23 protein-coding genes and 1 pseudogene are annotated in these 26,514 nt (G+C 59.6%); 8 read left to right on the plus strand and 16 right to left on the minus strand.

Going from position 1 to position 26,514, the window contains the following annotated elements; all coding sequences use genetic code 11:
* The first annotated feature begins 300 nt into the window (after positions 1 to 300).
* Both IPM54_20150 and IPM54_20155 read left to right on the plus strand, forming a co-directional pair.
* A complete protein-coding gene (locus IPM54_20150) occupies positions 301 to 1,008 on the plus strand; it encodes a hypothetical protein (protein MBK9262103.1) in 708 nt (235 codons plus the stop codon).
* Positions 1,005 to 1,649 (plus strand): hypothetical protein, encoded by a 645-nt coding sequence (locus IPM54_20155; GenBank protein ID MBK9262104.1) that lies wholly within the window; start codon positions 1,005 to 1,007, stop codon positions 1,647 to 1,649. Before IPM54_20150 ends, IPM54_20155 begins: the two co-directional genes overlap by 4 nt.
* A 10-nt stretch (positions 1,650 to 1,659) precedes the next feature.
* Here the strand turns inward: IPM54_20155 and IPM54_20160 are convergent, their stop codons facing one another.
* The 6 genes from IPM54_20160 to IPM54_20185 form a co-directional block, all read right to left on the minus strand.
* Entirely contained in the window at positions 1,660 to 2,298 is a 639-nt protein-coding gene (locus IPM54_20160) for a hypothetical protein (GenBank protein ID MBK9262105.1), read from the minus strand.
* Between the two features lie 236 nt (positions 2,299 to 2,534).
* Entirely contained in the window at positions 2,535 to 3,002 is a 468-nt protein-coding gene (locus tag IPM54_20165) for a hypothetical protein (protein MBK9262106.1), read from the minus strand.
* Positions 3,003 to 3,149: 147 nt separating this feature from the next.
* Positions 3,150 to 5,414, minus strand: coding sequence for a nucleoside triphosphate pyrophosphohydrolase (locus IPM54_20170; GenBank protein ID MBK9262107.1), 2,265 nt, complete (start codon positions 5,412 to 5,414; stop codon positions 3,150 to 3,152).
* A gap of 267 nt (positions 5,415 to 5,681) precedes the next feature.
* Positions 5,682 to 6,389, minus strand: a complete 708-nt coding sequence (locus IPM54_20175; GenBank protein MBK9262108.1) for a hypothetical protein — start codon at positions 6,387 to 6,389, stop codon at positions 5,682 to 5,684.
* 1,051 nt (positions 6,390 to 7,440) lie between these two features.
* The gene (locus IPM54_20180; GenBank protein ID MBK9262109.1) at positions 7,441 to 7,923 is read right to left on the minus strand and encodes a hypothetical protein; all 483 of its coding nucleotides are present in this window, start codon (positions 7,921 to 7,923) and stop codon (positions 7,441 to 7,443) included.
* On the minus strand, positions 7,889 to 8,689 hold the full coding sequence (locus IPM54_20185) for a hypothetical protein (GenBank protein ID MBK9262110.1): 801 nt from the start codon (positions 8,687 to 8,689) through the stop codon (positions 7,889 to 7,891). The genes IPM54_20180 and IPM54_20185 overlap by 35 nt, the downstream gene beginning before the upstream one ends.
* Before the next feature lie 987 nt (positions 8,690 to 9,676).
* Between IPM54_20185 and IPM54_20190 the strand changes: the two genes are divergently transcribed.
* Positions 9,677 to 10,384, plus strand: a complete 708-nt coding sequence (locus tag IPM54_20190; protein ID MBK9262111.1) for a hypothetical protein — start codon at positions 9,677 to 9,679, stop codon at positions 10,382 to 10,384.
* Positions 10,381 to 11,019 (plus strand): hypothetical protein, encoded by a 639-nt coding sequence (locus IPM54_20195; GenBank protein MBK9262112.1) that lies wholly within the window; start codon positions 10,381 to 10,383, stop codon positions 11,017 to 11,019. Before IPM54_20190 ends, IPM54_20195 begins: the two co-directional genes overlap by 4 nt.
* 123 nt (positions 11,020 to 11,142) lie before the next feature.
* Here IPM54_20195 and IPM54_20200 read toward each other — a convergent pair whose 3' ends face one another.
* The 3 genes and pseudogenes from IPM54_20200 to IPM54_20210 all read right to left on the minus strand — a co-directional run bounded on the left by IPM54_20200 (position 11,143) and on the right by IPM54_20210 (position 13,918).
* The gene (locus tag IPM54_20200; GenBank protein MBK9262113.1) at positions 11,143 to 11,574 is read right to left on the minus strand and encodes a hypothetical protein; all 432 of its coding nucleotides are present in this window, start codon (positions 11,572 to 11,574) and stop codon (positions 11,143 to 11,145) included.
* Positions 11,575 to 11,920: 346 nt separating this feature from the next.
* A complete protein-coding gene (locus IPM54_20205; GenBank protein ID MBK9262114.1) occupies positions 11,921 to 12,088 on the minus strand; it encodes a hypothetical protein in 168 nt (55 codons plus the stop codon).
* Between the two features lie 28 nt (positions 12,089 to 12,116).
* Positions 12,117 to 13,918: pseudogene (locus tag IPM54_20210) on the minus strand (AAA family ATPase).
* A 449-nt stretch (positions 13,919 to 14,367) separates the two neighbouring features.
* Between IPM54_20210 and IPM54_20215 the strand changes: the two are divergent.
* The 3 genes from IPM54_20215 (at position 14,368) to IPM54_20225 (ending at position 15,987) form a co-directional block, all read left to right on the plus strand.
* On the plus strand, positions 14,368 to 15,024 hold the full coding sequence (locus tag IPM54_20215; protein ID MBK9262115.1) for an IS1634 family transposase: 657 nt from the start codon (positions 14,368 to 14,370) through the stop codon (positions 15,022 to 15,024).
* Between the two features lie 292 nt (positions 15,025 to 15,316).
* A complete protein-coding gene (locus IPM54_20220) occupies positions 15,317 to 15,589 on the plus strand; it encodes a hypothetical protein (protein MBK9262116.1) in 273 nt (90 codons plus the stop codon).
* Positions 15,571 to 15,987, plus strand: coding sequence for a hypothetical protein (locus IPM54_20225; protein MBK9262117.1), 417 nt, complete (start codon positions 15,571 to 15,573; stop codon positions 15,985 to 15,987). Before IPM54_20220 ends, IPM54_20225 begins: the two co-directional genes overlap by 19 nt.
* A gap of 240 nt (positions 15,988 to 16,227) precedes the next feature.
* Here IPM54_20225 and IPM54_20230 read toward each other — a convergent pair whose 3' ends face one another.
* The 4 genes from IPM54_20230 to IPM54_20245 all read right to left on the minus strand — a co-directional run bounded on the left by IPM54_20230 (position 16,228) and on the right by IPM54_20245 (position 22,834).
* Entirely contained in the window at positions 16,228 to 17,193 is a 966-nt protein-coding gene (locus IPM54_20230; protein MBK9262118.1) for a hypothetical protein, read from the minus strand.
* A gap of 121 nt (positions 17,194 to 17,314) precedes the next feature.
* The gene (locus IPM54_20235) at positions 17,315 to 20,665 is read right to left on the minus strand and encodes a protein kinase (protein MBK9262119.1); all 3,351 of its coding nucleotides are present in this window, start codon (positions 20,663 to 20,665) and stop codon (positions 17,315 to 17,317) included.
* The gene (locus IPM54_20240; protein MBK9262120.1) at positions 20,665 to 21,312 is read right to left on the minus strand and encodes a sigma-70 family RNA polymerase sigma factor; all 648 of its coding nucleotides are present in this window, start codon (positions 21,310 to 21,312) and stop codon (positions 20,665 to 20,667) included. The genes IPM54_20235 and IPM54_20240 overlap by 1 nt, the downstream gene beginning before the upstream one ends.
* Before the next feature lie 271 nt (positions 21,313 to 21,583).
* Entirely contained in the window at positions 21,584 to 22,834 is a 1,251-nt protein-coding gene (locus tag IPM54_20245; protein ID MBK9262121.1) for an NAD-binding protein, read from the minus strand.
* A 10-nt stretch (positions 22,835 to 22,844) separates the two neighbouring features.
* Between IPM54_20245 and IPM54_20250 the strand changes: the two genes are divergently transcribed.
* Positions 22,845 to 23,375: a hypothetical protein gene (locus IPM54_20250; protein ID MBK9262122.1), complete on the plus strand. Its 531-nt coding sequence runs from the start codon at positions 22,845 to 22,847 to the stop codon at positions 23,373 to 23,375.
* 416 nt (positions 23,376 to 23,791) lie between these two features.
* Here IPM54_20250 and IPM54_20255 read toward each other — a convergent pair whose 3' ends face one another.
* The 3 genes from IPM54_20255 to IPM54_20265 are packed head-to-tail and all read right to left on the minus strand — an operon-like array spanning position 23,792 to position 26,479.
* Positions 23,792 to 24,979: a hypothetical protein gene (locus IPM54_20255; GenBank protein MBK9262123.1), complete on the minus strand. Its 1,188-nt coding sequence runs from the start codon at positions 24,977 to 24,979 to the stop codon at positions 23,792 to 23,794.
* 14 nt (positions 24,980 to 24,993) lie between these two features.
* On the minus strand, positions 24,994 to 26,241 hold the full coding sequence (locus IPM54_20260; GenBank protein ID MBK9262124.1) for a radical SAM protein: 1,248 nt from the start codon (positions 26,239 to 26,241) through the stop codon (positions 24,994 to 24,996).
* Positions 26,222 to 26,479, minus strand: coding sequence for a hypothetical protein (locus tag IPM54_20265; protein ID MBK9262125.1), 258 nt, complete (start codon positions 26,477 to 26,479; stop codon positions 26,222 to 26,224). The genes IPM54_20260 and IPM54_20265 overlap by 20 nt, the downstream gene beginning before the upstream one ends.
* Between the last annotated feature and the right edge of the window lie 35 nt (positions 26,480 to 26,514).

The following is a 26,514-nucleotide window of genomic DNA, read 5'->3' on the forward strand; positions in this document are numbered from 1 at the left end:
GGTGCGAGCGCCACCTCGCACGAGGTCGGCGCGGATTTGCGTCAACCCTTCTTGGTTTCGCCGCTGTCTTCTTCGCTCTCGGTATCGGCGTCGTCGTCTTCGTCCGCTTCGGCGAGCGCCGTCGGCTGATTCGTCTTGGTGACTCGACGCCGACGAACCCCCATCAAGGGCGCTATGCGGTTTTGTTCACCTCGATCTCGGTCTTCACGCCGTTCACGCCGTCATACATGACGGTATGCCAACGAGTAAGCGAGCCCAAGTATGTGATGCAATCAGTTGCACGAAATCCTGCGCGGGCTTATGACGTCGACGCAGATGGAAGGTGCCAGCCGAGCCCGCTTTCGTGTTCCACTCATTGCAGCGGCGATTCTGTTCGCTCCTGCCGTGGGCGCGGGGGTTTGGGTGGGCAGGTCGATTCCGGAGCGACGACCGAAGGCGACGGAGCAGAACGCGGAAGCTCGGTCGGCTCCTTGGGTGAAGAAGGAACGGCAAGAGCTCGCTTCGTGCCAGGAAACCTTGGCCGCGCTCGAAACATTGGCCGCGTTTCCAGAGGCAGGAGCGACCCTTTCGGCAGACGCGGTGAGCGAAGATGCGGGACGAACGCCAGCGACCGTCGAGGAGCTCGAAGCGGAGCTACGCAGGTGCACGAAAAACGAGCTATTGGTCAGCGCGGAGGTGTGCAGCGCAGCGGGTCGTCAATTCGATGCGCTGATGGCGTTGCCCAAGGATGGTCTGAGGTGCGGGCCCAAATCCAGAGCTGCGGATCTCATCGAGGAGGACTTCGAACGCTGCGCGGCATTCGCGGACATGCCGGCCAACGTTCGCACGGATGACCTCACGAAGGAACAAGCGAGCTTGATAGCGGAGGCGATCAAGGTTCATCAAACGCTCACGGAAGAAGAGCTGCTTCGTCGATTGAAGGATTTCGTGTACACGTGCACGGAGACACCTCCAAAGCTTCCTCCGGGAGTGAAGAAGGCACCGATGCGGGAGGAGGTGGATCGATGAGCGAACGCCCCAAGAGCGCTAGCGTCGTCGTGCATTTGCTCATTGCGGTGACCGTGCTTGGTCTCGGCTTTGGTGGTGGCGCGCTATTCGGCTGGTCGACACGCAAGCGCACACCGACGCCGCCGGAGAAAAGCGCAGAGGCGATACCCGATGCGGAGGTGAAGAGCGAGCTTGCTGCGTGCCGGCGCGAATTGAAGGCCATCAAGAAAGCTCGAGCGATGCCCAAGGTAATGGTGACGCCGGGGGAATTGGACGACGCGGGTGTGGAGGTAGCCGCGAAAGTCGAGGCGCTGCAAAAGGAAGTGCACGAATGCCGGGTGCGAGAAACGCTGCAGAATGGTTATGTTTGCGGGACGATCCGCGAGCACGATAACTTGCACTACGTCTTGGTGCTTGGAAACGCATGCGTGGAACCGCCAGGAATTGGAGAATACCTTCTCAATAGCGTCGCCAAGTGCGCCGAGTTCGCCGAACTGGACGAGTATCCACCACATATCGACGAAGACAACCTGACGCAGCAAGAAAAGATGCGGATCATGTTTTCGAAATGGAGCTGGAAATTAAAGAAGGACAACATGGCTTGGAGTCTGCAATGGACACGCCGCGAGTGTCGTCGAATTTGGGCGCTGCCCGATGAATGAACGGACGCGATCACAGCGTCATTTCCCATGCCGTCTGAGCGGGCGGTGCAGCTTCGGGCGGGGAACGAACGAGGTCGAATGAGGGAGAAGGCGTTTGCACTGCACGCACGCGGTCGCGCTTGCCCTCATCGATCCTGTCAAATGCGACGATCAAGGCGCCCCAAAGCCTCCACCGCGCGGCTACCGAGCCCGGAGAGAGCTCGATGGGGGCGCGGGCCTCGAAGGCAATCGCCATCTTGTGGCTCAGAATCGCCAGATCGCTGACCCGGAACGCAAGCGAGGGGACGATGTTCACGCCCCCATTGCTGCCACCAATCATGAACCCCAGATTCGCCTGCGCGCGCTTCGCATAGAGAGCGTAGATTCTCGCGCCGCCCAGATACGCAAGCGATAGGGGAGCATCTCCAGATTGCGGCATGAAGGTCGCCGACAACGCTCCCGAAAACTGGACCAACGGTAGCGGCGTCTCCCACAGATTGAGGTGGCCGGCGGTGGTAGGCGCGCCGGTGACGAAACCGCTCGCGGGCTCGCTCGGTCTTTGCGAACCTTGCCCATGAGCGCCCATTTGCAGCAGCCACCCGCCACGCCGATTGTTGAAGAGAGGTACACCCACGCTGACGGTCGTTGCGCCGATCCCAGGAGGGAACACGGGTATCCCATTGGCGCAAGGGGAATATCGTATCTGTCTGTACGAAAAGCGCGCCGTGGCGACGATCGGAATCCCTGCCACGTGTTCCCTCACCTGGACGACTCCACCACCCCAGTACCCATGAAAGGGCTCGGGTGCCCTACACGGCTCCTGCGCGAAGACACGCGACGTGTAGACGAGGGCCAGGGTAATGGTGCCGATTGCAAGGAGGCGCGCATGCATCACCCGCACCCACGTCACTCTGCGGGGACGAGCAGCACATCCTCCATGGGGCAGGTCGTAAACTGTCCCCGCGGCGGGCAGACCAAGAAATTCAATCCGGAGTACACGGGCTGATTGTCGGCCGTAAACTCTTTGATGGCGTCGGGAGGGTTGATGACGTAACAATACCCAGATTCTGTTTCGCGGAACTCCTCAGAGCACTTATTCCAGAGCTGCTGCATCAGCGCAACATACTCCGCATACGCAGAATTCTTCAATCTGACTTTCTCGCACTCTGGACCGCCTTGTGTGAGGAGTGGGTCTTTGTGATAATTCCACCCGTCGCAACATTCGTACATACACTCCGCGGGGACGCAGTTCTCATCGAACCAGGGTCCGACGATGGGCTGTGCTTGCGGTGGCTCGTCGCCGAACATGCAGCCCGAAAGAGCCGTCGCCACGACAGCAGCAACCACCCAACGCATGTTTCCATGACGCTTCATGCGCCGCATCCTATCGAAGATGCGGCTGACATGGAAAGGCCAAAATCGCCGGATCACCGGCGCGGGCGAATCATGACTTCCCGCTTCATGGAGCGGGATCGCCCGGTTTGAGCGTCGACAGCCGCTGACGATAAGAGCCAGCATGCTTCAGCCATCATCGTCGTCCGCGAGATCAAATAGAGGGAGCTGCAAACTCTCTTGCCGGATAGCGGCGCGACTACTCGCGAAGCGAACATGAACGTAATGCTCGCGAAATTCTACCTCCACGTTCATCCCGAGCCGTCGAAATTCGATCGAACTCGCTCTCTTTGCTGGGAGCAGTGGGGGAACCAAGGGAATACGAATGCCCACCCCACTTCTAAGCCGTTGCACCTCGGCCCCGCCCGGCGTGACTGGATCAATGCTCCGAGAGAAGCCGGTGGACCTTAGAAAGAAGCGGTCTACGAAGCCGCCTCTTCTCGCCGTCTTGTCGTCGGAGGCTTTCTCCACTTCAGCCCAAGCATCCACTCCGCCGGCTTTCGCAAGCGCACGAGCAACGGTTAACAAGTCTGCAAGCTCTTCGCGCAGTTCGTCCCAATCGCCAGAGAAGACTACTTCGAGCGCCTCCTCGACCAACTTCTGCCTGAGCGCGAGCTGAAACTCTGTTTCATCAAGCTGAACTACGTCCGCTTGTTCTCCGCCTGCGACAATGCGAGCGGGGATGCCATCACGGACAAGTTTTCGCATATACGTCCGCCTGGAAGGCCGCACCTCGTAATGGAGCGGAAGGATTGGAACGCCAAGCTGTTGCAGCTGGTAGGGAGCATGCGCGAGCATACTCCCGGCATACAGAACCTTCCAGTGATGGGGCAGCGCTAGCACCACATGGGCGAATTCAGCCAGGAATGTACGGTCGCGTACCGTCGACGCATCAGGTTGCAAAAGAACATGGCGTCCACCGACATCCATTGCTGATGGGGTCCTGCGGAATCTTTCAAGCGTGTGACGATTTTTTACCGCGCGCTCCGCGTGCAGCTCCGCTTGCCGGCGCTGCGCCGTGTGTACTGGCTGTGCGGGCAAGGCTGGCCCAAGCACGCCAACTGGACCTTCAACTTCAACTACGATCCAAGGCATCGCACTGGGAGACTGCCCGCCGCCCCCGGCCAGCACATCGAGAAACCACATGATCCGCACGGTTCGGTTTGCAGCACGCGCGACATTAATTGAAATGTTACTAATAGCCTTGACGTCCTGAATCTTACACGCCTCCTCGCCGGCAATGCTCGGGGGCGCCTTACGTATAACCCATTCTCCATTTACGGTCACATCAATGAACCTGTCCTTGTACCGGATGTGTGGAGCGATCTCTCCCGTGTCACCATTGTAAATAACCGAATCGTGAACAAACGACTGTAGCCCATCAGGGAGGCCCCAAGTGGAGTCTATGCGCACCTGCGTTGAATAAGGATTTGCCTCCGACCATGCGGCTCCTCTGGCTGCAATAAAGTGATGCACGACGACGGCAAGCTCTCCCAACTCGATGCCGCGCGCCCTGACGGATTCAACTGCACTTGCGACCTTGCGCCAAGCCTCGTCAGGTGACGACAAAGGGCCTATGGTCGGCAAGTTTGTCCACTCCGTCCTTGCGAGTGGGACATCGAAGCGGATGACAGCAGGCGTGGAAAGAAGACATGTGAGCTCGCGCCAGAAGTCACTCTGGCGATCCAGGATGCGTTCACCAACGTCGCGGGCGACAAAAATGGGCGGAACGAAAGCCCCTGCGGCCTGAAGGAGAGCGTGCGACCGAGTCTTGCGGAGACCAGAAAAATCCGCGCCGCCCGCGATCGGTACGAAAGCCGATCCCAAGCTTGCGACGTCTGGCACCGTCGCAAGGCATGGCAACGTCACCTCGGACATCGGAACTATCTTTGCCGGCAATGGGTCGACATCTAGCTGGACCAGCATGAGGCGCTTCTGTGTTACTAGCCACTCTATGTGCCCCCGTACGTTCTGGGCCGCCAACCAAGCGCCAACCATCTTGAGCGCTTTCTCGATCCCTCTCGCCCCATCCTTCAAATGCAGGCCAGTGCTTAGTGCCTGTTCTTCCGGAGCCGCTACGGGACGCTGCAAACGAAACGTCGCTGGGCGCGGTGGCTGGCTGGCAATGCCTTCCACCTCGTACACGAAGTCAACGCTGCGCTGAGCTAGCCGATACTCGTTTGAAAGGTGCCCCCAGAAGTCGGATGCAGCGAACGGTTGTAAGACGATTGCACAAGCTGGAACGTCGAGGCGCGTCATCGGTTCTCCCCGCACCTGAAAAGCCACGTTGCGCATGGCCTCTGCAAGTTTTTCGGGAACGGATTCACACACGATGCTCTCAAGCTGGCCCCTCATATCCATGCTTTCGTTGGGGCCGGACGATCTCACGATCATTCCAAGTTCGCAGGGCGCTCCTGCTTGGGACAGCCACTGGAGGATGCATCCAGCAGCCTCAGTCCATCGGGACTCAGCCTGAGCGACACGACACGCGCTGACTGGCACGACTGTCCACTGAATGCCCCAAGCAGTCGGCAGCTGCGCGAGTCCGAGGGCCTTCGTTCCACAATCTGTTGGCTCTAGCTCAGTCACCGCGATGCGGCAGCCCGTCGGTTGGAGCCATTCAAATACCGCCGCTCGCAGAGATACGTTCATACGACGCGCTCAATCGCGACGATTGTTACGCCCGCCCCTTGCTGTGCCGAAGAGTGATTCAGCAATTTCGGCGAGCTTCGCGATTGCCGAGTCACTGAAGTAACCGACCAGAAACCCGAACGCCAGCACATTGTTCGGTTTGTCGAGCGCCGTCGGATTGAGAATCCCCAGAAGATCGGATTTGAAAAGGAGGTGTACAAACATCGCGACAACGGCGGCCTGCCACGGAACCGCGAGTCGCCATGCGCGCCGATCTTGATTCCAGATGCCTTTGGCAATGCTGTGGTACCACCACTTTACGTCGAAGGTGATTCCACCCAATAGACCCGAAAAGAACACAAGGGGTATTGACTTACCAATCTGGAATTCCTCGACGAACGGCGGATGATGGAGTAACGTAAAACCGACGATACCGAATATCGCGAGAACCGCGAGATAAATCCCCTCCGTGCGCTGGGCCTTGCGAGCATCGGTGTGCCAACGCGACTTGAAGTCGTAGAGTTCGCGGTTATCGGTCGGATTGGCTGGCGCAAACGCGTCTGGCGCTTTGACCTCGGCCTCCCGACCCTTGGGCGACGCTTGCTCCGCCGACTGTTGGACGACCTCCAACGCGTCGACAGCCGGGGCTTGGGCCTCTGGCGCCGCGTCATCGCGCTTCGAGTCTGCGTCGAGGCGCTTTTCACCTGGCTCCCCACTGTGCTTGCGATTCTCGGTCACTGACCCACCAGAGCCGTGAGGGTAGCTTGCACCTGAGAATCACAAGGTGCTTCATCATAGTCGTAGGACTCAGATGGTCGGCCGCTTGCTTCCCAGATGATCTGCCGAAAGAACTGCCGCGGAGGGGCAACACGCGGTTCCAAGCTGAGCCACGCGTCGCTGCCAGCTTCGCGGATCCTAAGATATCCCTTGGTGGCACTAGGTGGATCAGTGCCAAACCGCTCCCCTAGAGCTGCCTCGGCCAACCTGGTCATGTTCGTTCCCTTGGGGAGCGGCACGAGGTGGAGGTGCGCGTGATCAATGCCGCATCCGAGAGTGGTTCCCACGCTCGATGGTCCGTGCTCGAACGCCGTGGGAGTGACGAATCTAGCCTCGAGGAGTCTCGTAGCTGCTGCAGTCAACGCGTCCAGCTCTGCGTTGAGCGAGCGATCCAGCTGCGCAAAGCTCAGCACGTGATGGATGGGGACGATTAAGATCCAGCCCGGCAAGAAACCGCCCTTTGAGGGTACAACCAAAAAATGTGGAGTCCGTAAGATGATGCGGTCGAAGTTGGCCCTACTGGCGGCGATTCCGCAAAATCGACATCCTGAAACCTTGGCGCTGTTGAGAGGCGCAGGCGGTGGGTCGCAACGGAGCGGACTGTCCACAGCGCGGGCAGTCGAGCCGACGGGGTTGCACGTGTCGGGGGTTGGGGCAGTCAACACGTTCATTCTCGTGGTGCGATGGTAGCTTGTTCGCGGTCTCCACTCCAGAGCGATGCCACCAAAGCTCGCTGGCATCAGTCACGGAGCCTTCTGTTTGCCGAAGGAGCGGCTAGGGAACACAACCCGCCAATCACACCCTCGCGAGGGAGCCGTGCGCGCAAGAAAAGCAAGCCACCTTTTCGGCGTTCGTCCCCTCCAGCCCTCCCTGTACGTTCCCTGTCTTCCCGTATCCTCACTCACAGCTTGGCATTCCAGTTCCTCGACGCGACCTAAATACATACGCTTCTGACGATTTTTGTTGACCTGTAGGCGCACTCATGCGTCGCGAGGGCGAGCGCGTTAAGCGCTTAGGACAAACCGCCTTGTTCGGCGTTCGTCCCTTCTAGCCCTGTCCTGCGCGTCCCCTGTCTTCCCGCATCCCCACTCACAGCCGTTCTTACCGCGAACTGTCGCGGAATGATCGTCACACCCGGCTGCGCACTCACCATACCAAAAGGGGGTCTCGTCATTGGGCGCCCACTTCTCGGCAGCGAGCGAGTGCCGTTGGCGCATCTCGATTCGTCGTGCTCACACCGGCTGTCGAGCCCGTTCGAACGGACCATCGTCAAGGTTTGTCCGGTGCGCGCCGCGCGCAGACAGTCGGCGCCTTGATGACTCGCAGACGCTGCTCGTGTGGAGTTCTGCATCGGCAACTTCGACCACTCGAGCGCTTCGGCCAGCGCTTCGAGCGGCTCGGCGCTGCCCGCGATGTCATGCCCGTACGCGCGCGCGATGGTGCGCACCAGCTCGCGTGGATCACGCCCAAACGCGCGTTGCTCGCGAATCGTCATGCCGCCATCGCGCTTGGCAAGCCTGCGGCCGTCGTCCGCAACGAGCAGCGGCACATGCGCAAACGCCGGCGGCTCGCCCCCGAGCAGCCGCGCAAGGAGCACTTGGCGCCGACGAGCCGGCCAAGTCTGCGCCTCGCACGACGTCCGTGATGCCCATGGCCAAGTCGTCGACGACCACGGCGAGCTGGTACGCGAAGATGCCATCACCGCGCCGCAAGACGAAGTCGCCCGTTACATCAGCGACATCGTCCGTACGCGAGCCAAGCACGAGATCGTTTGTCGTGACGATCGAGCGCGCGTCGTGCGGCACCGCGATGCGCACCGCGGGCGGCCGCTTGAATGCGCGCGGACGCATGCCGAATGGTCTGCACGTTCCGGGATATCGCGGTCCTTCGTCGCCGGCGTGCGGAGCGCTCGCGACGCGGGCGATTTCGGCCCTCGAGCAATCGCACAGGTATACGAAGCCTTGTTTTGCAAGCTCGTCGATGGCCGCTTCGTACAGCGCTTGTCGTTGCGACTGCACGTACGGTCCCGCGGCGCCGCCGATGTCCGGGCCTTCTTGAAAACGAATGCCGAGCCAATCGAGGTCTTCGTTGATGCGCGCAGCTTGCCCTGGGATGACGCGTGGCGTGTCGATGTCTTCCACGCGCAGGACGAGCGTTCCGCGCGCGGCGAGCGCGGCGGCTGCACAAAACACGGCGGCGACGGCACTGCCGAGATGCAGGTCGCCCGTGGGTGAAGGTGCGAATCGGCCGCGATAGGTCATTGGTGTGGAAGTTGGTTGTACTGCATCTGCGAACAATGGGTCCACGGTTCGCTCACTCGAGGCTGCAAGCGTTCGGCATGGGCCAAGACGAACAGGCGGGCGTCAAGGGAATTGGCGGACCAGGTCCGCAGGCCGTCTGGTTCATTCTGTAGACGCGGGCTGCCTGCATACGGTAGAATTGATGGTCCAGAACAACATCCGTGTACGCCGACTTTTGACCGAAGTGCTGCGCATTCTCCGTCCTGGTGGACGCGTGATGAGCCACGGACTCGTAACTGACAACGTTTTACCAGGCGGATTTCCACGACTTCCTCAATCTCGCAAGCGAAGTCTGAGAGGATGTCCCCAATTCGCTCGCCATGGCCCAGCCTCCCTCCGCGTCGGGCAATCGTGGACACTCGAGTGGACCCTTTGCGACATCATGCTCGCGTCGACGCAAATCGACCTCGACCGCTTGCGGCAACACATTTGCACCGGCGCAAAGGACCTCGCACACGTCGCGCAGCCTGATTTGCACGCGCGCGACACGGTGGCGCCACGGGTGCGCGATGGTGTTGCGTCGGTGCAAAAGACCGCCCTTCAGATTGCGGCGACCCATTTGCACGCGTGCAAATCAGCTTGCCATGTGTGTGCACGGTGATTTGCGCCGACGCAAGGGAATGCGCCTAGCGGCGCCGATGCCTTTTGCGCGGGTGCGAGCGCCACCTCGCACGAGGTCGGCGCGGATTTGCGTCAACCTTTCTTGTTTTCGCCGCTGTCTTCTTCGCTCTCGGTATCGGCGTCGTCGTCTTCGTCCGCTTCGGCGAGCGCCGTCGGCTGGTTCGTCTTGGTGACTCGACGCCGACGAACCGATCAAGGGCTATGCGGTTTTGTTCACCTCGATCTCGGTCTTCACGCCGTTCACGCCGTCATACATGACGGTATGCCAACGAGTAAGCGAGCCCAAGTATGTGATGCAATCAGTTGCACGAAATCCTGCACCGGCTTATGACGTCGACGCAGATGGAAGGTGCCAGCCGAGCCCGCTTTCGTGTTTCACTCATTGCAGCGGCGATTCTGTTCGCTCCTGCCGTGGGCGCGGGGGTTTGGGTGGGCAGGTCGATTCCGGAGCGACGACCGAAGGCGACGGAGCAGAACGCGGAAGCTCGGTCGGCTCCTTGGGTGAAGAAGGAACGGCAAGAGCTCGCTTCGTGCCAGGAAACCTTGGCCGCACTCGAAACATTGGCCGCTTTTCCAGAGGCAGGAGCGACCCTTTCGGCAGACGCGGTGAGCGAAGATGCGGGACGAACGCCAGCGACCGTCGAGGAGCTCGAAGCGGAGCTACGCAGGTGCACGAAAAACGAGCTATTGGTCAGCGCGGAGGTGTGCAGCGCAGCGGGTCGTCAATTCGATGCGCTGATGGCGTTGCCCAAGGATGGTCTGAGGTGCGGGCCCAAATCCAGAGCTGCGGATCTCATCGAGGAGAATTTTGAACGTTGCGCGGCATTCGCGGACATGCCGACCAACGTTCGCACGGATGACCTCACGAAGGAACAAGCGAGCTTGATAGCGGAGGCGATCAAGGTTCATCAAACGCTCACGGAAGAAGAGCTGCTTCGTCGATTGAAGGATTTCGTGTACACGTGCACGGAGACACCTCCAAAGCTTCCTCCGGGAGTGAAGAAGGCACCGATGCGGGAGGAGGTGGATCGATGAGCGAACGCCCCAAGAGCGCTAGCGTCGTCGTGCATTTGCTCATTGCGGTGACCGTGCTTGGTCTCGGCTTTGGTGGTGGCGCGCTATTCGGCTGGTCGACACGCAAGCGCACACCGGCGCCGCCGGAGAAAAGCGCAGAGGCGATACCCGACGCGGAGGTGAAGAGCGAGCTTGCTGCGTGCCGGCGCGAATTGAAGGCCATCAAGAAAGCTCGAGCGATGCCCAAGGTAATGGTGACGCCGGGGGAATTGGACGACGCGGGTGTGGAGGTAGCCGCGAAAGTCGAGGCGCTGCAAAAGGAAGTGCACGAATGCAGGGTGCGAGAAACGCTGCAGAATGGTTATGTTTGCGGGACGATTGGCAAGACCATCAACTTGTATCACACATTGGCGCACGGCATGTCATGCGCGGACCCGCCAGGGATTGGGGAGTACCTTCTCAGCAGCCTCGACACGTGCACCGAATTCGATGAATTTCCAGCGCATGTGGATGAGGACGAGCTGACGAAGAGTGAATCGGCACGCATATACGAGTCATTAATCGAGCACGACACTCAAAGTGAGAAGAATTTGATGGCGTACATGCAACACATACGCCGCGGGTGCCGTCGAATCTGGGTGCTGCCCCCTGAATGAACGAACGCGATCACAACGTCATTTCCCAGGCCGTCTGAGCCGGCGGTGCAGCTTCGGGCGGGGAACGAACGAGCCCTGCCCTGATGTTTCACGAGCGGGGTTTTTGGAAAGAGTGATGTATGCCTATTGGCCTTCCAGTTGCTTTTGCTTGGCCTCAATGAAGGCTTCGAGTTTCGCGTCGATATGAGCTTCGATCTCATTTGCGAAATCAGCAGTGATGTACACGGGTATTTGTCGACGAATGCAAGTTTCACCTGGGATGCCCATCCAGGAGAGCTTTCGTTTCGATGCTCGAAGGGCTGTAGCGACTCCCTCATGCGCCATGATGAGCGCCTGAAGGGCATCCACGCCGATGCCATACTCGGCTATTTCGTCGCCAAGTCCTACGATGCGAAAGGCACATGCCCATTCGTCTGGAGTGCGTTGCTCGGGGAAACCAATCTGTATTTCCACAATAGCCTTGGGATCCGCCTCATCCTGTAACGTGCGCTCGGCCAACCATTTCGTCATTTTCAGATTCAATCCACGAATCTCGCGTAACAGAAGCCGGAGCATGCCACGAAGCTGCCACCTGCTGCAACGATACAGAGCGCTCTTATTCGCGGGTCCAAGAATACAGCGCAATAGCGCAACATCGCGGCCCCTCCACCCTTACACGCCGTCAAGCACTTCTGGAGTTCCGCGGGATTCGAAACCAAAGGCTCAACCTCTGGGTCGTCTGGCGTCGCCACACACTCATCGAAAGCCTCTGCCACTGGCACATCAAGGAGCCCACCTCTCTTTGGTTTCAGCGAACGAGTGCTTCTTGCCAGGCTATCGTCGGTCACGGATTTGATCGACGGCAAAGAGAAAGAAGAAGGGAGCAAGGACGCGCCGCAACCGAAGGCGGCCTCGCATTGAATCATTTCGGTCCGGGAGCTTGGCGCAAAGAGGCCGAAATGTCCGTCGCCGACGAATCCTCGTGTTCGTGCGCGATTCGGCGTTCCGTTACCAGCACGAATTGCTTGGATGCCGGTTCGAGCGTCAATCGATTCGGACGCTCTTGTCGATATCCGCCATCCATCGGCACGGCAGTGCAGCTCGCGCCACGTGACCGCTCATCGCTTCTTCGCGGCGGTCTTTTTTGCTTTGGCAGGCGCCACCTTTTTCGCAACCTTGCGTACGGCCGCGCCAATCTTCCGCAACGTGCCTGCCTTCTTCTTCGCTACGTCGCCCGATCGCACCAAGACGCTTTTTCCGTCGAACGCGATGACCATCGATTGCACCGTTTGCACGCCTGCATTGCGCAATTCTGCGGCGTAGTCGTTGTCGCGAAACTGCCGCAATCCTTCGTTCAACGCTTGCTTGATCGTCCGTTGACCTTTGCGGGCCGCTTTGAGCTCCAACACCGCCCCCGGCTTTCCTGGAAACCGCGGCTTGATCAGCACGTCCGGCCGACCTTCGCCCGACTCCCGATTCGAACGCACTTCGTAATCGGGTTCCAGCGCCGCGAGCAACCCGATCATCAATCCATGGTAAAACCGCTCTGCCTCGTCAGCATTCACGTCATGATACGACGTCAAGTGGGCGACGAGGAGCCCGGAGCTGAGTCTCCACCCCTTCAACGTTTCCTTCGAGCAGCGCACGGATCAGGGTATCGGTCGTGGCGCCACGCGGCCGTAGTGCTTCGTTCATCCACGAACGAAATGTCGTTCGGTACACGGCGTCGACTTCGCGGTTTGGAATGGACAACCAATGCGAAGGCGGAGGACCACCAAGAACGTGGGGGCCCGGGGTAGCCTTGAGATACCCCGAAAAGACCAGCAGACTCCAGAGCGCATCCTCGCTCTTCTCCAGCTCGGAAAACACCACGTTTTCGTCGAGCTTCTTTTCGATGCTGCCGCCCTCGAGCAACGTGTGCACCTCGCGCTGCACCGAAAACGCGTGCTTGATGAGCAGCTCCTTGATGAGCTCGTTCGAGCTTGTGTTGAGCCAATGCGGCATGAGCATCTTGGACTTGCTGGCGAGAAAAATACAGAATGGACCAAGGATTGTAGATGGGCTCCCCGCCAAAGTCGTATCCATTGTAATACGCCCGTACGCCATCGATCAGGCCATGCAATTCGGCTCGCTCCATCAGCGCGGTCACCTCTGCATCCGTGAATCCGAAACACGTATTGAACTCCGGTGCCAGCAGGGTATACACGCCGATGTTGTTGAGCCCCGAAAAAATGCTCTCTTTGGAGACGCGCAAGATACCCGTGAGCACGGCGCGTTCGAGGTGATCGTTGTCCTTCATGGCCAATTCGAGAAACTGGCGGAAGAAATCGATGATATCCCGGTAATAGCCACCGGCGTAGCCGGCGTGAATGGGCGCGTCGTATTCGTCGATGAGCACGATGGGACGCACGCCGTGCACTTTGTGCAGCCATGCCGTCAAGTCCCGGAGCGAACGGCGGTAAAGGCTTTCGTCGGCGGTGCCGTCCAAAATTGCGTCGAGATCAGATTGCTCCCAACGTTCGAGCTTTCCCTGGAGCGCGTTGCGGTGGTCGGCGCACATTTGCTGAAGCAGATCGCGAACTTGCCGCTGACAGTCCTCGAAATGGTTTGCTTTGGTGCCGCGGAAGCTGAGGAAAATGACGGGGTATTTTTGAAAGTGGGCGCGGTATTTTTCGCCGGCCTGCGCGACGTGGAGCCCATCGAAGAGGTGCCACAGGTCTTCGTCGCGCTTTTCGAAGAACCACCGGAGCATGCTCATGTTCACGGTCTTGCCGAACCTGCGCGGACGCGGGAGCAAGGCGATCGAGACACCTTCGTCGATGAGCTCGGTGATGAAGTGGGTTTTGTCGACGTATTCGAAGCCCTCTTCGCGTAACCTGCGAAAATCGCTGAGGCCGATGGGGATGGTGCGCAAGGTCATGCGGCGGCGAGTTTGTCAGGCGTCGCGGGCGGGGTCAAGGAGGCTGCGGGGCGAGGGGGAGACGGGTTGGGCGCTTGGCGAGATGATGCGATGGGCTAGCCCAACTTCCGCAGTTGGCCAAGCCCGTCGTCAGAATCGTGCTCACCGAACGCTGATTCCACGGAACAATGTGGGCCAGGCATGTGGCCTGAGTTGTTGTGCGCGAGTGATGCGTCGCCGATTTGGGAAGACCCGTCACTCGGCCCTTCCAAACCATGCGTGTAGTGCCAACCGATGGATTTGCGCGGTTTTACCGGAAGGACCATGATTGCAGCAAGAGATCCCGATGTATCTACGTCGCTCGCTGGTCAAGAAAAACGGAACCACCCACACCTATTGGCGATTGGTTCGGTCCGTTCGTCGCAATGGCAGAGTCGTTCAACAGACGGTCGCGCAGCTCGGGAATCTCGATGCGCAGGAGCGAGCGGCCGCAGAAGGAGTTGGGCGCTCGAATGACGGGCGGCGCGAATCAAATGGAGTTATGGGAAGATAATCCCCTTCCGCAAACCTTGAAGATTCGAGCGGATCTTGTTCGCCTCGAACGCAGTCGTGATTTCGGCGATGTGTGGCTCGGATGGACGCTCTGGAAGGCATTGCAACTGGATATGTTGTGCGCGTCGTGCATGCCCGAAGGGAAAGAGTCCGTCGCATGGTCCACGATGGCGGCGGTTTTGGTCATTGCACGACTGTGCGAGCCATCCAGCGAATTGCACATCGCCGAGGATTGGTATCGCAAAACGGCGCTCGAAGACATTCTCGATTTACCAGTGGAGCGGGTCAACGATGACCGGCTGTATCGCGCGCTCGACGAGCTTTTGCCGCACAGAAGCCATCGAGAAACATTTGCGCAAGCGACTCGGCAATTGTTCTCGATTGAATATGATCTGCTGTTGTACGATGTGACGAGCACATATTTCGAGGGGCTTGCGGAGAAAAACGAGCTCGCCAAGCGCGGACACAGTCGCGATCACCGCTCGGATTGCAAGCAGGTTTGCATCGCGCTCGTCGTCACGCGTGAAGGACTTCCGCTTGGCTACGAGTTTTCCCGGGAAACCGTAGCGACATGACGACGGTCAAAGAAATCGTCGAGCATGGAACGAAGATTTGGCATCGCGCAACGCGTATGGGTCATGGATCGCGGGATGGGCAGCGAAGCGAATGTGAAAATGGCTTGAATCAACGGGCAGACGGTATTTGATTGGCACGCCCAAAGCAGCGATGAAATCTTGGCGTGAGGCGATTTTGGATTCGGCGGGCTGGACGGCAATTCGTGACGGATTGGAAGTTAAGCTGTGCTCGAAGGGATCCGAGACATTTGTATTGTGCCGGTCCGCAGATCAGGCGAAGAAGGAATCGGCGATGCACGACCGATTTGCGAAACGGATCGAAGATGGTCTCGAACGATCGAGCGGCGGCTCGAAGCGAGCCAAAAAGCCCGTGGATCGAAGCACGCTCGAACGCCAAATTGGGCGGCTTCTCGGCGGCAATGAACGCGCGGCCGGCCGCTATCGAATACAAATCGTTTACGATCCAACCAGGGCCGGAGGATTGAAACTTCAGAAAGCGCTGCAATTTGACTGGAATGAATGGGCCCGCGAAAGCGAGGATGTTATGTGCTGCGCACCAACGTAAACAATTGGTCGGCGCAAGAAATATGGCACACGTACATTCAATTGCCGCAAGCGGAAGCCGCATTTCGCATTCATAAAAACGACCTCTCGATTCGACCGATATGGCATCAGAAAGCCGAGCGAGTACAGGCGCACATTCTCGTGTGCTTTCTGGCGTATGCATTATGGAAAACGCTGGAACAGTGGCAGAAACGTGCAGGATTGGGCAACAGTCCGCGCACGATTCTCGAGGAGCTTCATCGCATTCAATGCGCGGACGTCATCATCCCCATCGCAGGAGAAGCCGGGCGCGAACTGCGGATTCGTTGCATCGTCCGTCCCGAGCCTGAACAGGCAGCCCTGCTCGACCGCCTCGGGCTACGCCTACCCGAGCGCATCCGGACCCCACGCGTCGCGTAGATTTGTAGTGCCAACTTTGGGCCGTAAGTGCTTGAAATTATTGATCTGCCCTGGCCCAACTGCGGAAGTTGGGCTAGGAGGTAAGGTGCCGGATGACGATGCAGACGTCATCAATGTCCCGCAGTAGTAGACCAGATGCCTCGCGGACCTCGTCCGCAGGCCGCCTGGATGGACCGGACGGCCTCGCGCACCTGGTCCGCAGGCCGTCTGGCGGTGTGAAAACCTTCGGGCGCTTGGTGCTCATTCCAAGCAGGGATTTTCGATGAGCGAGTCGAGCTTCGGGTCTCCGGTGAGGGGGAGGCACGTGGGCGGTGGGCAATCCCCAGGACAGCTCGCAGATGTTTCGCCATTGTTGCAGACGCCGTCGCCGCAATAGCCACTGGGCGGGCTCGGCGGGCTTGGCAAACAACTCGTGGGGTTGGTATTGATGTCCGAATTGAGCACGATGCACGCGCGCGACACGCCACTGCCCGTACGCGAGGCGGATCCTATGGATCGGTTCACGCCAACGTACCAGTAATCCTTGTCCGCCAAAACCTTGTCTTCCCAATCGCATTCAATGGAGCGCGAGGTCGACGTGGAGGAACTACAGGCGCTGTAACCAATCTTGAATCCATGCAAGGATTCAATCTCGAACGACGGCGTCGTATTGGCTTTGTCGCTGAAAAAGCGGAACATGCTGTTGGTACTGCCCGACGCGTGATACACCGTCATCTTCACGGTTTTGCAACCACCGGGATACACGTTCCAGGCCCGAGTAGCCGCGCCAGCTTCCCCACGCACCATGTCGTACGAGCTATATGACGAGAGGCCGTTTCCGTTCATGTGGACCTCGGCATCGTGGTCGGTCTTCGCGCTATCGCCGCCCCAACCATCGTTCGTCGGCGAATCGCCCACATGAAGCCACCAACCAGTCGGATTGCAAACGTCTGCAAATACATCCATTCGTCGATAGCCAGTCATTTTGACTCGGTACGTCGCAGCCGTACCCGTCACGATATTCGTTACCGTGCCGCTTCCATCGAGGTGGCAATCGACGCCGAGCGTGCAGCCGTGCGTGAGTGCATTGACGGCTTCTGCGGTGAGCCCTTCCCCGTCCAATTCGTCATTGCCTAGCTCGTCGGCATCTACGCAGGCGGCCGTACTGAGCGAAACCGCGGCAAGGAGAGAAAAACCAATACCAACCAACAACGCGTGGCATTTCATGTTCGGAAACCTTTCAACCGTACCGTGCCCCTTGCACGTCGTATCCGGGTAGTCGTCGAACCCCCCATCAGGGATTTGGAAATCGACACGTCTCTTGTTTTTTTGTATTTTGTAATCTACCCTAGCGACTACACGCTGCTGCCCTCTCTGCTGCCGTCGTCGCGTCCTCCCCGATGAGCTCCACGCGTTGCGCCGTCGTCAAACACGCCCGCGTGGCCTCTCGGAGCCGGCGTTGCAATCGTTCCACCTTTTCGTCGGCAATGTCCCAGCTACGCACCGTCCCATCCATTGCCGCGGTAATCACACGCTGACCTCGCTCATCGAATGTCGCATACCGAATGCCGTTCCAATGACCTCGTAAAACCCGCGGCACCATGGGCTGTTCCAAGTCCCATATCCGCGCGGTCGCGGCGTACCCTGCCGTAACGATGCGCCGTCCCGCCCGGTCAAACTCGGCCCACACCACCCACCCTTCGTGGCCTTTCAAGATGACCGGTGCTCCGTCGCCTTCCATCGGCCATACTCGCGCCGTGCCGTCCGCTGAGCTCGTGACAATCTGGCGTCCATCTGGGCTCATGGATACGTGATAAACCGCGCCATCATGAGCGCCAATGTCCCGGATCCATGCGCCGCTCGCCGTATCCCAAAGGCGCACCTTGCGGTCTCGGCCGACGCTCACCAATTGCCGCCCATCGGGGCGAAATACCATCGCTTGCACCTGCTCCCCGTGCGCGGTTGGAATCACGCGCGGCGCGTGGGAAACGACGGCACCCGCATTGTCCCAGACCACCAGATGGCCAGAAGCGAGTGCCGCTGCGCCCTTGGTCCCGTCGGCGCTCAGCACGATTTCATTCACCTGCCCTCGCACGCTCGCCTGGCAAAGAATGACCGCGGGCGCACCGCCATCGATGCGAAACCGCCGAATGCAACCCCGTTTCGAACCGGTGAAAAGCGATTGGTCATCCGGCGAAAAGGCCAACGAATACACCCATTCTTCATGTCCGGAAAACACAACGGGCGCTTGGCTTCCATTCGTATTCCAAACTCGCGCTTTACCATCATTCGATCCCGTCGCCAGCCACTCCCCACCGGGACTGAAAACGGCGGTCCACACTCGCGTCGCAGGCGCTGAGGAATACACCGCCGTCTCGCGCAATTCTCCACGTTCGCCGATTTGCCAGATACGTGCCGTCCCATCCTGCGACGCCGTGGCCAAACGATTTCCTTGCCGTTTACCTGCCCAAATCGGCGCGGAATGCCCAAATGCAAGCGTCGTGGAGGGCGAATCCAATGGCCAAGCTCGCGCCGAGCCGTGTATCGAGCAGGTAAAAGCCCACTTTCCATCGGGGCTCGAGTGGCCGCAAGCATCGCTACCATCCTTCGTTCGAAGCACCGAAACATCTTGAGTCGACAGATCCCAGGCCCGCGTCATCCCAGGCACGCCCGGCGATGTCGTCATCAGCATTCGCCCATCCGCATTCATGGTCATGGTCGTCGCTTCGTGACGAGGCAGCATCAGCGGCGTTTCGCGTGATTGCTTCATCGGCAATGACTGCAAATTCCATATACGCGTGCTCCCATCTACCGCCCATGCGACCAGACGCTCGCGCTCGTCGCTCAGCAAAAGGTGACGGATTTCGCTCGAATGCCCCCGAACCTCGATGGGCGTGCGGCCCCCCTTGGACCAGAGCTGGATCGTGCCGTCGTCGAAGCCGACCGCTATTCGGCGTGCCGTACGCGAGATATGCGCTGCGGTAAAATCGTTGCCACCAAAATCCAATCGCTGCGGAGAACCCTGCCCCCGTAAAGGCCAAATCTCGATTCCGTCTCTCGCGGTGCTCTTCCAAACCACACCCGCGTCGGCAAGGACGATTGCCCGCGTATTGTCCTGCGAATCCCCGATCACGCGCAACACAGCCGGCGTCGTAGGGCGTGTCTCGTCCCAATGAAGCACCGAGCCATCGTTCGATAACGCAAAAATGTCGCGGCCCGTTGCTCCCAAAGCGACCCGAGCAATCCCGGAGCGATCGCTTTGCCATGACGGGGTCGTGGTTGTTCGACCAAGGGGCCAGATCTCCAAACCTCGCGTCGTATGAACGAGCAACTCGTCACCTTGCGGATAGACCGCGCCCCATTCCGCACCATTTCGTCGAGCTAATTCGCGCCCATCGTCCAGGGATCGCGCAATCAGAGAGCCCTCCAAATCTTGCAAAAGGACGACGTGATCAGCGTGTTGCGAAGGCGAAAGCCTCACGTCGTTCCAGACGAATCGAGCGATTGGCTGCGCGAGAACCTCCTGCGCCAAGGTAGACCATTCTCGATGGCGCTGCGGTGCCTCGACTTCCGCCAGCAGAACGGCTGCCAGGGTTGGATCCGTCGGCGAAAGGCGACGCGCGGCCGAAAGCAACGTTGCATCGTGCTGCTGTTCGGCAGCATCGAGCTGCATGGAAGACGCGGCAGGGGGCTGCTGGTTGTTGGCCGCTTTGCCGAAAGCCCCCAATGCGCATAGAAGCGCGCCACCCGCCATTGAAACCCATCGGCCCTTTCCACGCCGCTCGGCCACGATGAGCGCGTCGAGCAGCGTCTGCATCGACGGGAAACGCGCGTGCGGTTCCGCCGACAAACCTCGCCGCAGCACATCGAGCACTCGGCGCACTGGGCGGCGACCAGGCGCAGGCGGCGTGAGCTCGCCTGCCTGTATTGCGCGAAGCCGGTCCTCGCACGTGCCGCCGCCAAAAGGCAAAACCCCGCAAAGAGCCTCGTACAGGGCCACGCAAAAGCTGAATTGGTCAGCACCAGCGCCCACGCGCGCCCCTTGAAGCTGCTCCGGCGCCATGTAGGCCGGTGTGCCCAGAACTGCGCCCGTTGCCGTGGAAAAACCGTCCACGAAGGCGGAGCTCGGCTCCGCGCCCAGCAGGACCTCGCCAGCAAGCCGCACCAAACCGAAATCCGCCACCCGCGGTCGGTCGTCCTCCCCGACGAGCACATTGGCTGGCTTGAAATCGCGATGAATCAACCCCGCACCATGCGCAGCCACGAGGCCCCGGCCCGCCGCCAAGAACATGTCCAGCGTCTCACGAACGCCGCGAGTCTGCGCGGCGAGCCATCCCTGGAGGGTTCCGCCACGCACCAGCTCCATCGCGACGAACAGCCCACCTTCCCATTGCCCCACATCGTAGACCGTCACGACATTGGGGTGCGCAAGCTTCGCCATGGCCCGCGCTTCGCGGAGCAACCGATTCGTATGCGCCTCGACCTTGTTTTCATTACGCACGAGCTTGATGGCCACCCGCCGATCGAGCTGCGCGTCAAACGCTTCGTACACGACACCCATCGCGCCAGCACCGATACGTTGCAAAAGCGCGAATCGACCGATACGTGGTGCGTCATCCGCCGCCCCGAAAAGCGCTGCCGCAAGCACCGCCTTGCGCAGGCGCTCCTCGACGTTTTCCAACAGTTCCGGTGTCTCCATCACCCTGAGCCGCGGTCGCGTTGGATGAGCGGTATCTGGGGCCGCACCCGCAAAGCCCACCCGTCCAGATCATCGAGCGTGCTTTGAAGGATTTCTCGCGATACGTCGATTTTCGTGAGCGCTGATTCGAGCGCTTTTCGGCCTTCGAGCAGCCGAGTCTTTGCCGTACCAAGCGGTATGCCGATGGCGAGTCCGATTTCGGCCGCCGTGAGCCGCTCCCAATAATGCAGCTCCAGTACGACCTGATAATCAAGAGGAATCCGGCGCAGCGCTTCGAGCAACGCACGCTGCTCCTGATGCTCGACCATCGGCTGCTCGGGCGATTGCCCTAAATCAATGACGGACTGGACATCGAAAGCGACATCTTCGCGCCGACTCTTACGTATGCGAGCACGCAGGAAATCGTTGAGAATGTGGTGCGCGATACCGAAGAGGTATGTCTTGAAACTCGCCTCGCCGCGAAAACCGGCGGGGTTTTCGAGGCACGCCAAGAACACGTTTTGAACCAGCTCGTCGCGAACGCCATCGTCGACCTTGTTGTGAAAGAAGCGAGCAATGGCGGGGTAGTGCCGCTCGAAAAGGGCCGCACCCGCACGACGGTCGCCATTGCGCCATTGGGAGATGAGCTCGGCATCTGTCGCAATCATGCGTCAAGATAAACCCATTTTTCTCCACTTGTCCACCGACGTAACAAAATTCATGCTCGTGCTCAGCACCGTTGCGCGACCACAATCGTCGCATTTTCATGTACTTTCTTGCCGCGAAAAAGCAGCCTAGCGCACATGACAAACCCATCACTCGCTGCGAATTTCTCGGTTATGGAATGCTGTGTTACACTCGAAAGTGGTATTGCCATGGGTCCCGCTGGCGTCCCTGGATGAACGAGGACGTCGCTAGCCCCGTTCTTCGAGCACCGGCTCACGCGTCCTTCTGGTCGCCCTCGTCGCCTTCGCGCTCGGCCATGGGCTCGTCGGACGGATCGCTCGTTCCTTCTTGCGTCGCTGCCAAGCCCTCGCCGTTCGCTTGCCCCTTTTCGAGCAAGTCCAATGCATTCACGAGCTGTTCGTGGGTGCCGACGAGAATGAGCATATCGCCGTCGGCCACGGCATAATCCGCCGCTGGTGTCGTGATGACCTCGTCGCCTTTTCGTATCGCCAAAATGACGACGCGGGTCTTGGATGGCAGCGCCAAATCTCGAAGTGTTTTGCCGGTGGCGAAATCGGTGGCTCGTATTCGCACGGTCTCGATTTCGAGCGCGAGCGACAGCCCTTCCAGAATCGAGCGGTTCTCGGATAGCGGGGCGCTTTGGCGAAGCGCCTGGTAGGCGTCGCTGCGGAATCGTAGAATGGCTTGATCCACCGTCCTTGTCGGAACCTGATATTCGTGCAGCGTTCGCGCCAAAATCTCCAACGACGTCTCGAACTCCTCGGGAATGACCTCGTTTGCCCCGATCGCCAATAGATGCTCGATTTCGAACACATACCGAGTTCGCACGATGATGTGAACGGTCGCGCTCTCCTGACGAGCGACTTGCACAGCCCGACGAGTGGCCTGCGGGTCGGAGATCGCCACCACGAAGACTCGCGCACGTTCGATCCCAAGCCGCCTGAGAACATCTGGGCGGGTACAGTCGCCATAATAAACCTTTTCACCAGCAGCATAGGCTGCGGCGACGGCTTCGGGCCCGAGCTCCGCCGCCGCATAGGGAATGTCGAGCGACTCGAGCGCACGCGCGAGGTTGCGCCCATTGAGGCCGTAACCTGCGATGAGCACATGGTCGCGAAGATTCGCCAGGTCATCGCTGACCTCTTTCGTCGCCAGCCGCCCCTCTCTCACCGAACGAGGCATGGGTAGCCGATGCAGGAGGCCAAAAAATCGCGGGGCCGCGCCGATCAGAAATGGGTTCACGAGCATGCTGAGCACCGCAATGATGGTGAACACCTGATATGCGACGTCGTCGATGAGCCCCAGCGAACGGCTCACCAGGAGCAATACGAGCGAGAATTCGCCGACCTGGGCAATGGCAGCACCAGCCTCGGTGGCAATGCGGGGATACCCCCAGGCCAGAACTGGGGCAAAGCCGCTCACGAACTTGATGATCAAAATGATCAGCAAAGCGGGCACGTACACGTGAGCATAGGTCAAGAGCGACCCGGTATTCACGAGCATGCCGACCGAAATGAAAAAGAGGCTGACCAAAAGATCGGCGCAGTGGCGACACCTCGGCATGAATTTGGTGGCTATAATGCGAACCAGCCAAAGCCAAACCCGCAATGAATGCCCCGAGCGCAGCCGACAGACCCGCGGCATAGGTCGCCCAGCTCGCGCCGAGACAAACGAGGATGAGGAAGAACAGGATCAGCTCGCGACTGCGGGTTTGGACGACCAGCCGCAAGAGAGGCGAAACACCCCACCTGGCCACGATTGCCATTCCGACGAGAATGGCAGCGCTCTGGAGTATTTTTGGCGTGAAGACGACGTTGCCAAGGTTTCCTCCATACGCGAGCATGGGCAGTACGATCAGCATCGGAACGGATGCCAAATCCTGCGTGATGCTGACGCCGACGCCAAGCCTTGCGGGGGCGGTCGAAATTTCGCCTCGCTCCCCGTAGATCTTGAGCATCAACGTGGAGCTGGTATGCGAGACGAGAAAACCGAAAACCAGCGCTACGCGCCAATCGCTCTTGAAAAAAAGTGGGTACGCCAATAGCACCGTGACGATGCAGATGGCCATCTGGAAAAAGCCAATACCCGCTGACCGCCGCAGCTCCAAGAGGCGATCCCGGTCGAAGTCGAGCCCGATCGAAAACATCAAGAGGATGATTCCGAATTCGGATAGGAGCGCAATTTGCGTGTGATCCTCGAGAATGCCGAACCCATGCGGCCCAATGACGACGCCGGCAAAGACGAGGGCAATGATCCCTGGAATGCGGAGTCTATGAAATAGGCCGACCGTCGCCGTGACGACGAGAAAAACGATTCCGATTTTGGGCAGCAATTCTTCCATGGAATGACGCCGAGTAGCTTACACCAGACCGACGAACGGAGCCTAGCGCGAATCCTCGGCACATTCAACGATTTGTGAGCACATGAGCTCATGTCTACCCAAACGACAGCCCCCGCCGCTCAATTTCCTATCGACGGGGCAAGTGCGGAGTGGTCGCCGACATAATGAATTTCCGAGCCAACCGCTTCCGCGTCGAAGGTGAGACCCGTTTGGTACGGCACATCCAAAATCAGCGACCACGTTTGCTTTTCGATGTCGTAAGCATGGATCGCGCCCGTCGTCGTCCCCGATCGGACGTGCACGATACGCACGTACAATTGGTTGTCGACGATCGCCGTCGCCGCACCGTCCACGTCGGCCGAAAGTGCCGGGCCTTTGGACCATTGATCCATCGTGATGTCGTAATGCCAAACCTCGTTCGTGAACGAATTGTAGAATACGAATCCGTTCCCATGGACATGTGGTTTGTCCCGCAATGGGAGCTTGATGTCACCGGGAGGCGGCGCTGTAAGCGTGGACCATGTTGCGCCGACGATATCGTACGCCAGCAAGAGATATTGCTTGTTGTTGCTACCGCAATCGAAAAGATAAATCTTGTCGCCGATGATCATCGGATGATTCAGCCAGCACTGCTCGGGCATCGAGGGCAGCTCCGTCCATGCTCCTTTGGCATCCTCGTACACATATGCAGCTTTGGGGTTCTTCATGGCGTCTTCGGCCCCGAAGACGTAAATATCACGCCCATGGGTGGCGAGTGGCCTCTGCACCGCGACAAGCTTCACCGGAAAGGACGGAATCGTCGACCAAGTGTCCGCCACGGTGTCGTAACAATCAATGACCTCGATCAGGTTGACGACATCGAGGTTCAATGTGCCATAACCGATACAAATGCGATCACCCGCCACGTCCACGATTTCCGTAAATCGAGGCGTGGGCCAGGCCCGCAGGGTTTTGAATGCGCCCGTGGTCAGATCGAGCGACTCGGCGGCATCCACCACGCCAGCCAATTCATCCAGGCCGCCAATGCGGTACACCGTTGAACCGATGCGCCGATGGATCGGGCCGCTACGCACGACCTTCGACGGCGTGAGCTTTTCGAGTTTCGAGGGCGAGGCAAGGTCGAGCTTTTCATAACGCGGCTCGATTTTCGCCAGCGACGCGTTGTCGATGATGTCATTTAGATTGCAGCTTATGCAACCGAGCGCCGCGAGCACGAACATGCACGCGGCTCGGCACATTGAACGCGAAGATTTGGTATCCATGTAACGTATGGAATACCCGATGCGCAGCGCTGTCAAGACGCGCATCGGGTTTCGACGTGTCAATCTGCCGCGCGCACGAATGGCAAACGTCGCTTGGCGTCTTTCATTGGCGCATCGAGCGGCTCCACAATCAAATCGAAACGCCCGTGATCAAATGGCCGACCCGGCGCGGGCTCGTTCGGTACGAGCCGCTCGCGCAGCCCTCGGCGCTCGAAATCGAGCGCGCGGTGGTGACAATATGGATTGTTGCCCGCTCGACCAAAAAACACGTGGCTCGTCCACGTACAACCCGCACGACAAACATCCGCGTAATAACAAGTCCGGCAATATCCCCACAAATCGTCGACCGTCCGATCACGCACGAAACGAAGCTCGCGCGTATGCTCCCAAATGTCCACAATCGCTCGCTCGCGCACGTTGCCGCCAGCATACGCATCGGTCGGCAACGAAGGACATCCCTTCACGGTGCCGTTGGATTCGAGCCCGAGCGCATGTTCGCCGGCCACACATCCACCCCAGACGCGATCTTCCACGACGCCACGTCCACGCAAAAGCGTCTCGTACGGGCCAAAATATCCAATGTTGTTCGCAGGCCAGAATTGCACGCCATGCTTCGCCCCGCGCTCGGCAATGGCCGCGAGCTTCGGGTATACCGAGGTCAGCTCGTACGGTTGAAAAAGCCAATCGGGCCGCTCGGCCGCCCGGCCCATGGGCACGGTGAGCTGCATTTGCCAGCCGCGAACACCTCGCGCGATCCACATATCGAGCAATGCATCGAGGTCCGGCAACGAAAGGTGGTTGATTTGCGTATTGGCCGATAGCTCGATGCCCGCGTCGCGTATGTTCTGCATGGCTGCCAATGCCGCGTCGAAGCTCCCCGAACCGCGCTGCATGTCGTGCGCTTCGCGAAGCCCATCAATCGACACGGAGATGCTCGAAAGCCCCGCAGCCTTTGCCCGCTGAGCTCGTTCGCGCGTCATGCCGCGGCCGCCCGTGGTCATCGTGCAGCGCATTCCACGCTCCACGATGGCCCGAGCGATCGTATCCCAGTCATTGCGCAGATACGCCTCGCCGCCGATCAGCGTCACTTCACGCGCACCCATGCTCGCGAGCTGCGTGACCACATCGAGCGCCTCGGCCGTGGACAATTCGTCCGGTCGCGCCCGCGCCGCGCGACTGCCGCAATGATGGCAAGCGTGATCGCAGCGAAGCGTCAGCTCCCAAACGACGTAGACCAAACCCGACGGCCCACGTGACGCCGTTGCCACGCGGCCCGCGGCAGGTTCATCAGTCGGTGCCGGCGTCATTCACCGATCCACCAGCGCCTGCTTCTCCGCCCGATCCACCCGCGCCGCCGGCTCCACCCGAGCATTGATCGTCGGGACAGCCGTACGCGCAGCCGATTCCAGCGACGAGCGCGACGACGCCTGCGGTCGTTGCAACGATGCTCTTGACGGGGATGCGAAACGAACAAAACGGGCACGATGTCGCGGCTTCGAGGATGTGGATGCGGCACGAAGGGCAGCGTTTCAGTCGAGGCGGCATGGGGCCATGCTATCCGTCTTGGAAACGGTTGACAA

The organism is Polyangiaceae bacterium (assembly GCA_016715885.1).
Taxonomy (GTDB): domain Bacteria; phylum Myxococcota_A; class Polyangia; order Polyangiales; family Polyangiaceae; genus Polyangium.

What these genes read in the sequence shown, in the direction of transcription:
- IPM54_20150 (MBK9262103.1), top strand. Translation starts at nt 301, where the DNA reads ATGACGTCGACGCAGATGGAAGGTGCCAGCCGAGCCCGCTTTCGTGTT.
- IPM54_20155 (MBK9262104.1), top strand. Translation starts at nt 1,005, where the DNA reads ATGAGCGAACGCCCCAAGAGCGCTAGCGTCGTCGTGCATTTGCTCATT.
- IPM54_20165 (MBK9262106.1), bottom strand. Translation starts at nt 3,002, where the DNA reads ATGAAGCGTCATGGAAACATGCGTTGGGTGGTTGCTGCTGTCGTGGCG.
- IPM54_20170 (MBK9262107.1), bottom strand. Translation starts at nt 5,414, where the DNA reads ATGATCGTGAGATCGTCCGGCCCCAACGAAAGCATGGATATGAGGGGC.
- IPM54_20180 (MBK9262109.1), bottom strand. Translation starts at nt 7,923, where the DNA reads ATGACGATTCGCGAGCAACGCGCGTTTGGGCGTGATCCACGCGAGCTG.
- IPM54_20185 (MBK9262110.1), bottom strand. Translation starts at nt 8,689, where the DNA reads ATGACCTATCGCGGCCGATTCGCACCTTCACCCACGGGCGACCTGCAT.
- IPM54_20190 (MBK9262111.1), top strand. Translation starts at nt 9,677, where the DNA reads ATGACGTCGACGCAGATGGAAGGTGCCAGCCGAGCCCGCTTTCGTGTT.
- IPM54_20195 (MBK9262112.1), top strand. Translation starts at nt 10,381, where the DNA reads ATGAGCGAACGCCCCAAGAGCGCTAGCGTCGTCGTGCATTTGCTCATT.
- IPM54_20200 (MBK9262113.1), bottom strand. Translation starts at nt 11,574, where the DNA reads ATGCTCCGGCTTCTGTTACGCGAGATTCGTGGATTGAATCTGAAAATG.
- IPM54_20215 (MBK9262115.1), top strand. Translation starts at nt 14,368, where the DNA reads ATGCGCAGGAGCGAGCGGCCGCAGAAGGAGTTGGGCGCTCGAATGACG.
- IPM54_20220 (MBK9262116.1), top strand. Translation starts at nt 15,317, where the DNA reads ATGCACGACCGATTTGCGAAACGGATCGAAGATGGTCTCGAACGATCG.
- IPM54_20230 (MBK9262118.1), bottom strand. Translation starts at nt 17,193, where the DNA reads ATGAAATGCCACGCGTTGTTGGTTGGTATTGGTTTTTCTCTCCTTGCC.
- IPM54_20235 (MBK9262119.1), bottom strand. Translation starts at nt 20,665, where the DNA reads ATGGAGACACCGGAACTGTTGGAAAACGTCGAGGAGCGCCTGCGCAAG.
- IPM54_20240 (MBK9262120.1), bottom strand. Translation starts at nt 21,312, where the DNA reads ATGATTGCGACAGATGCCGAGCTCATCTCCCAATGGCGCAATGGCGAC.
- IPM54_20245 (MBK9262121.1), bottom strand. Translation starts at nt 22,834, where the DNA reads ATGCTCGTGAATACCGGGTCGCTCTTGACCTATGCTCACGTGTACGTG.
- IPM54_20250 (MBK9262122.1), top strand. Translation starts at nt 22,845, where the DNA reads ATGAAAAAGAGGCTGACCAAAAGATCGGCGCAGTGGCGACACCTCGGC.
- IPM54_20255 (MBK9262123.1), bottom strand. Translation starts at nt 24,979, where the DNA reads ATGCGCGTCTTGACAGCGCTGCGCATCGGGTATTCCATACGTTACATG.
- IPM54_20260 (MBK9262124.1), bottom strand. Translation starts at nt 26,241, where the DNA reads ATGACGCCGGCACCGACTGATGAACCTGCCGCGGGCCGCGTGGCAACG.
- IPM54_20265 (MBK9262125.1), bottom strand. Translation starts at nt 26,479, where the DNA reads ATGCCGCCTCGACTGAAACGCTGCCCTTCGTGCCGCATCCACATCCTC.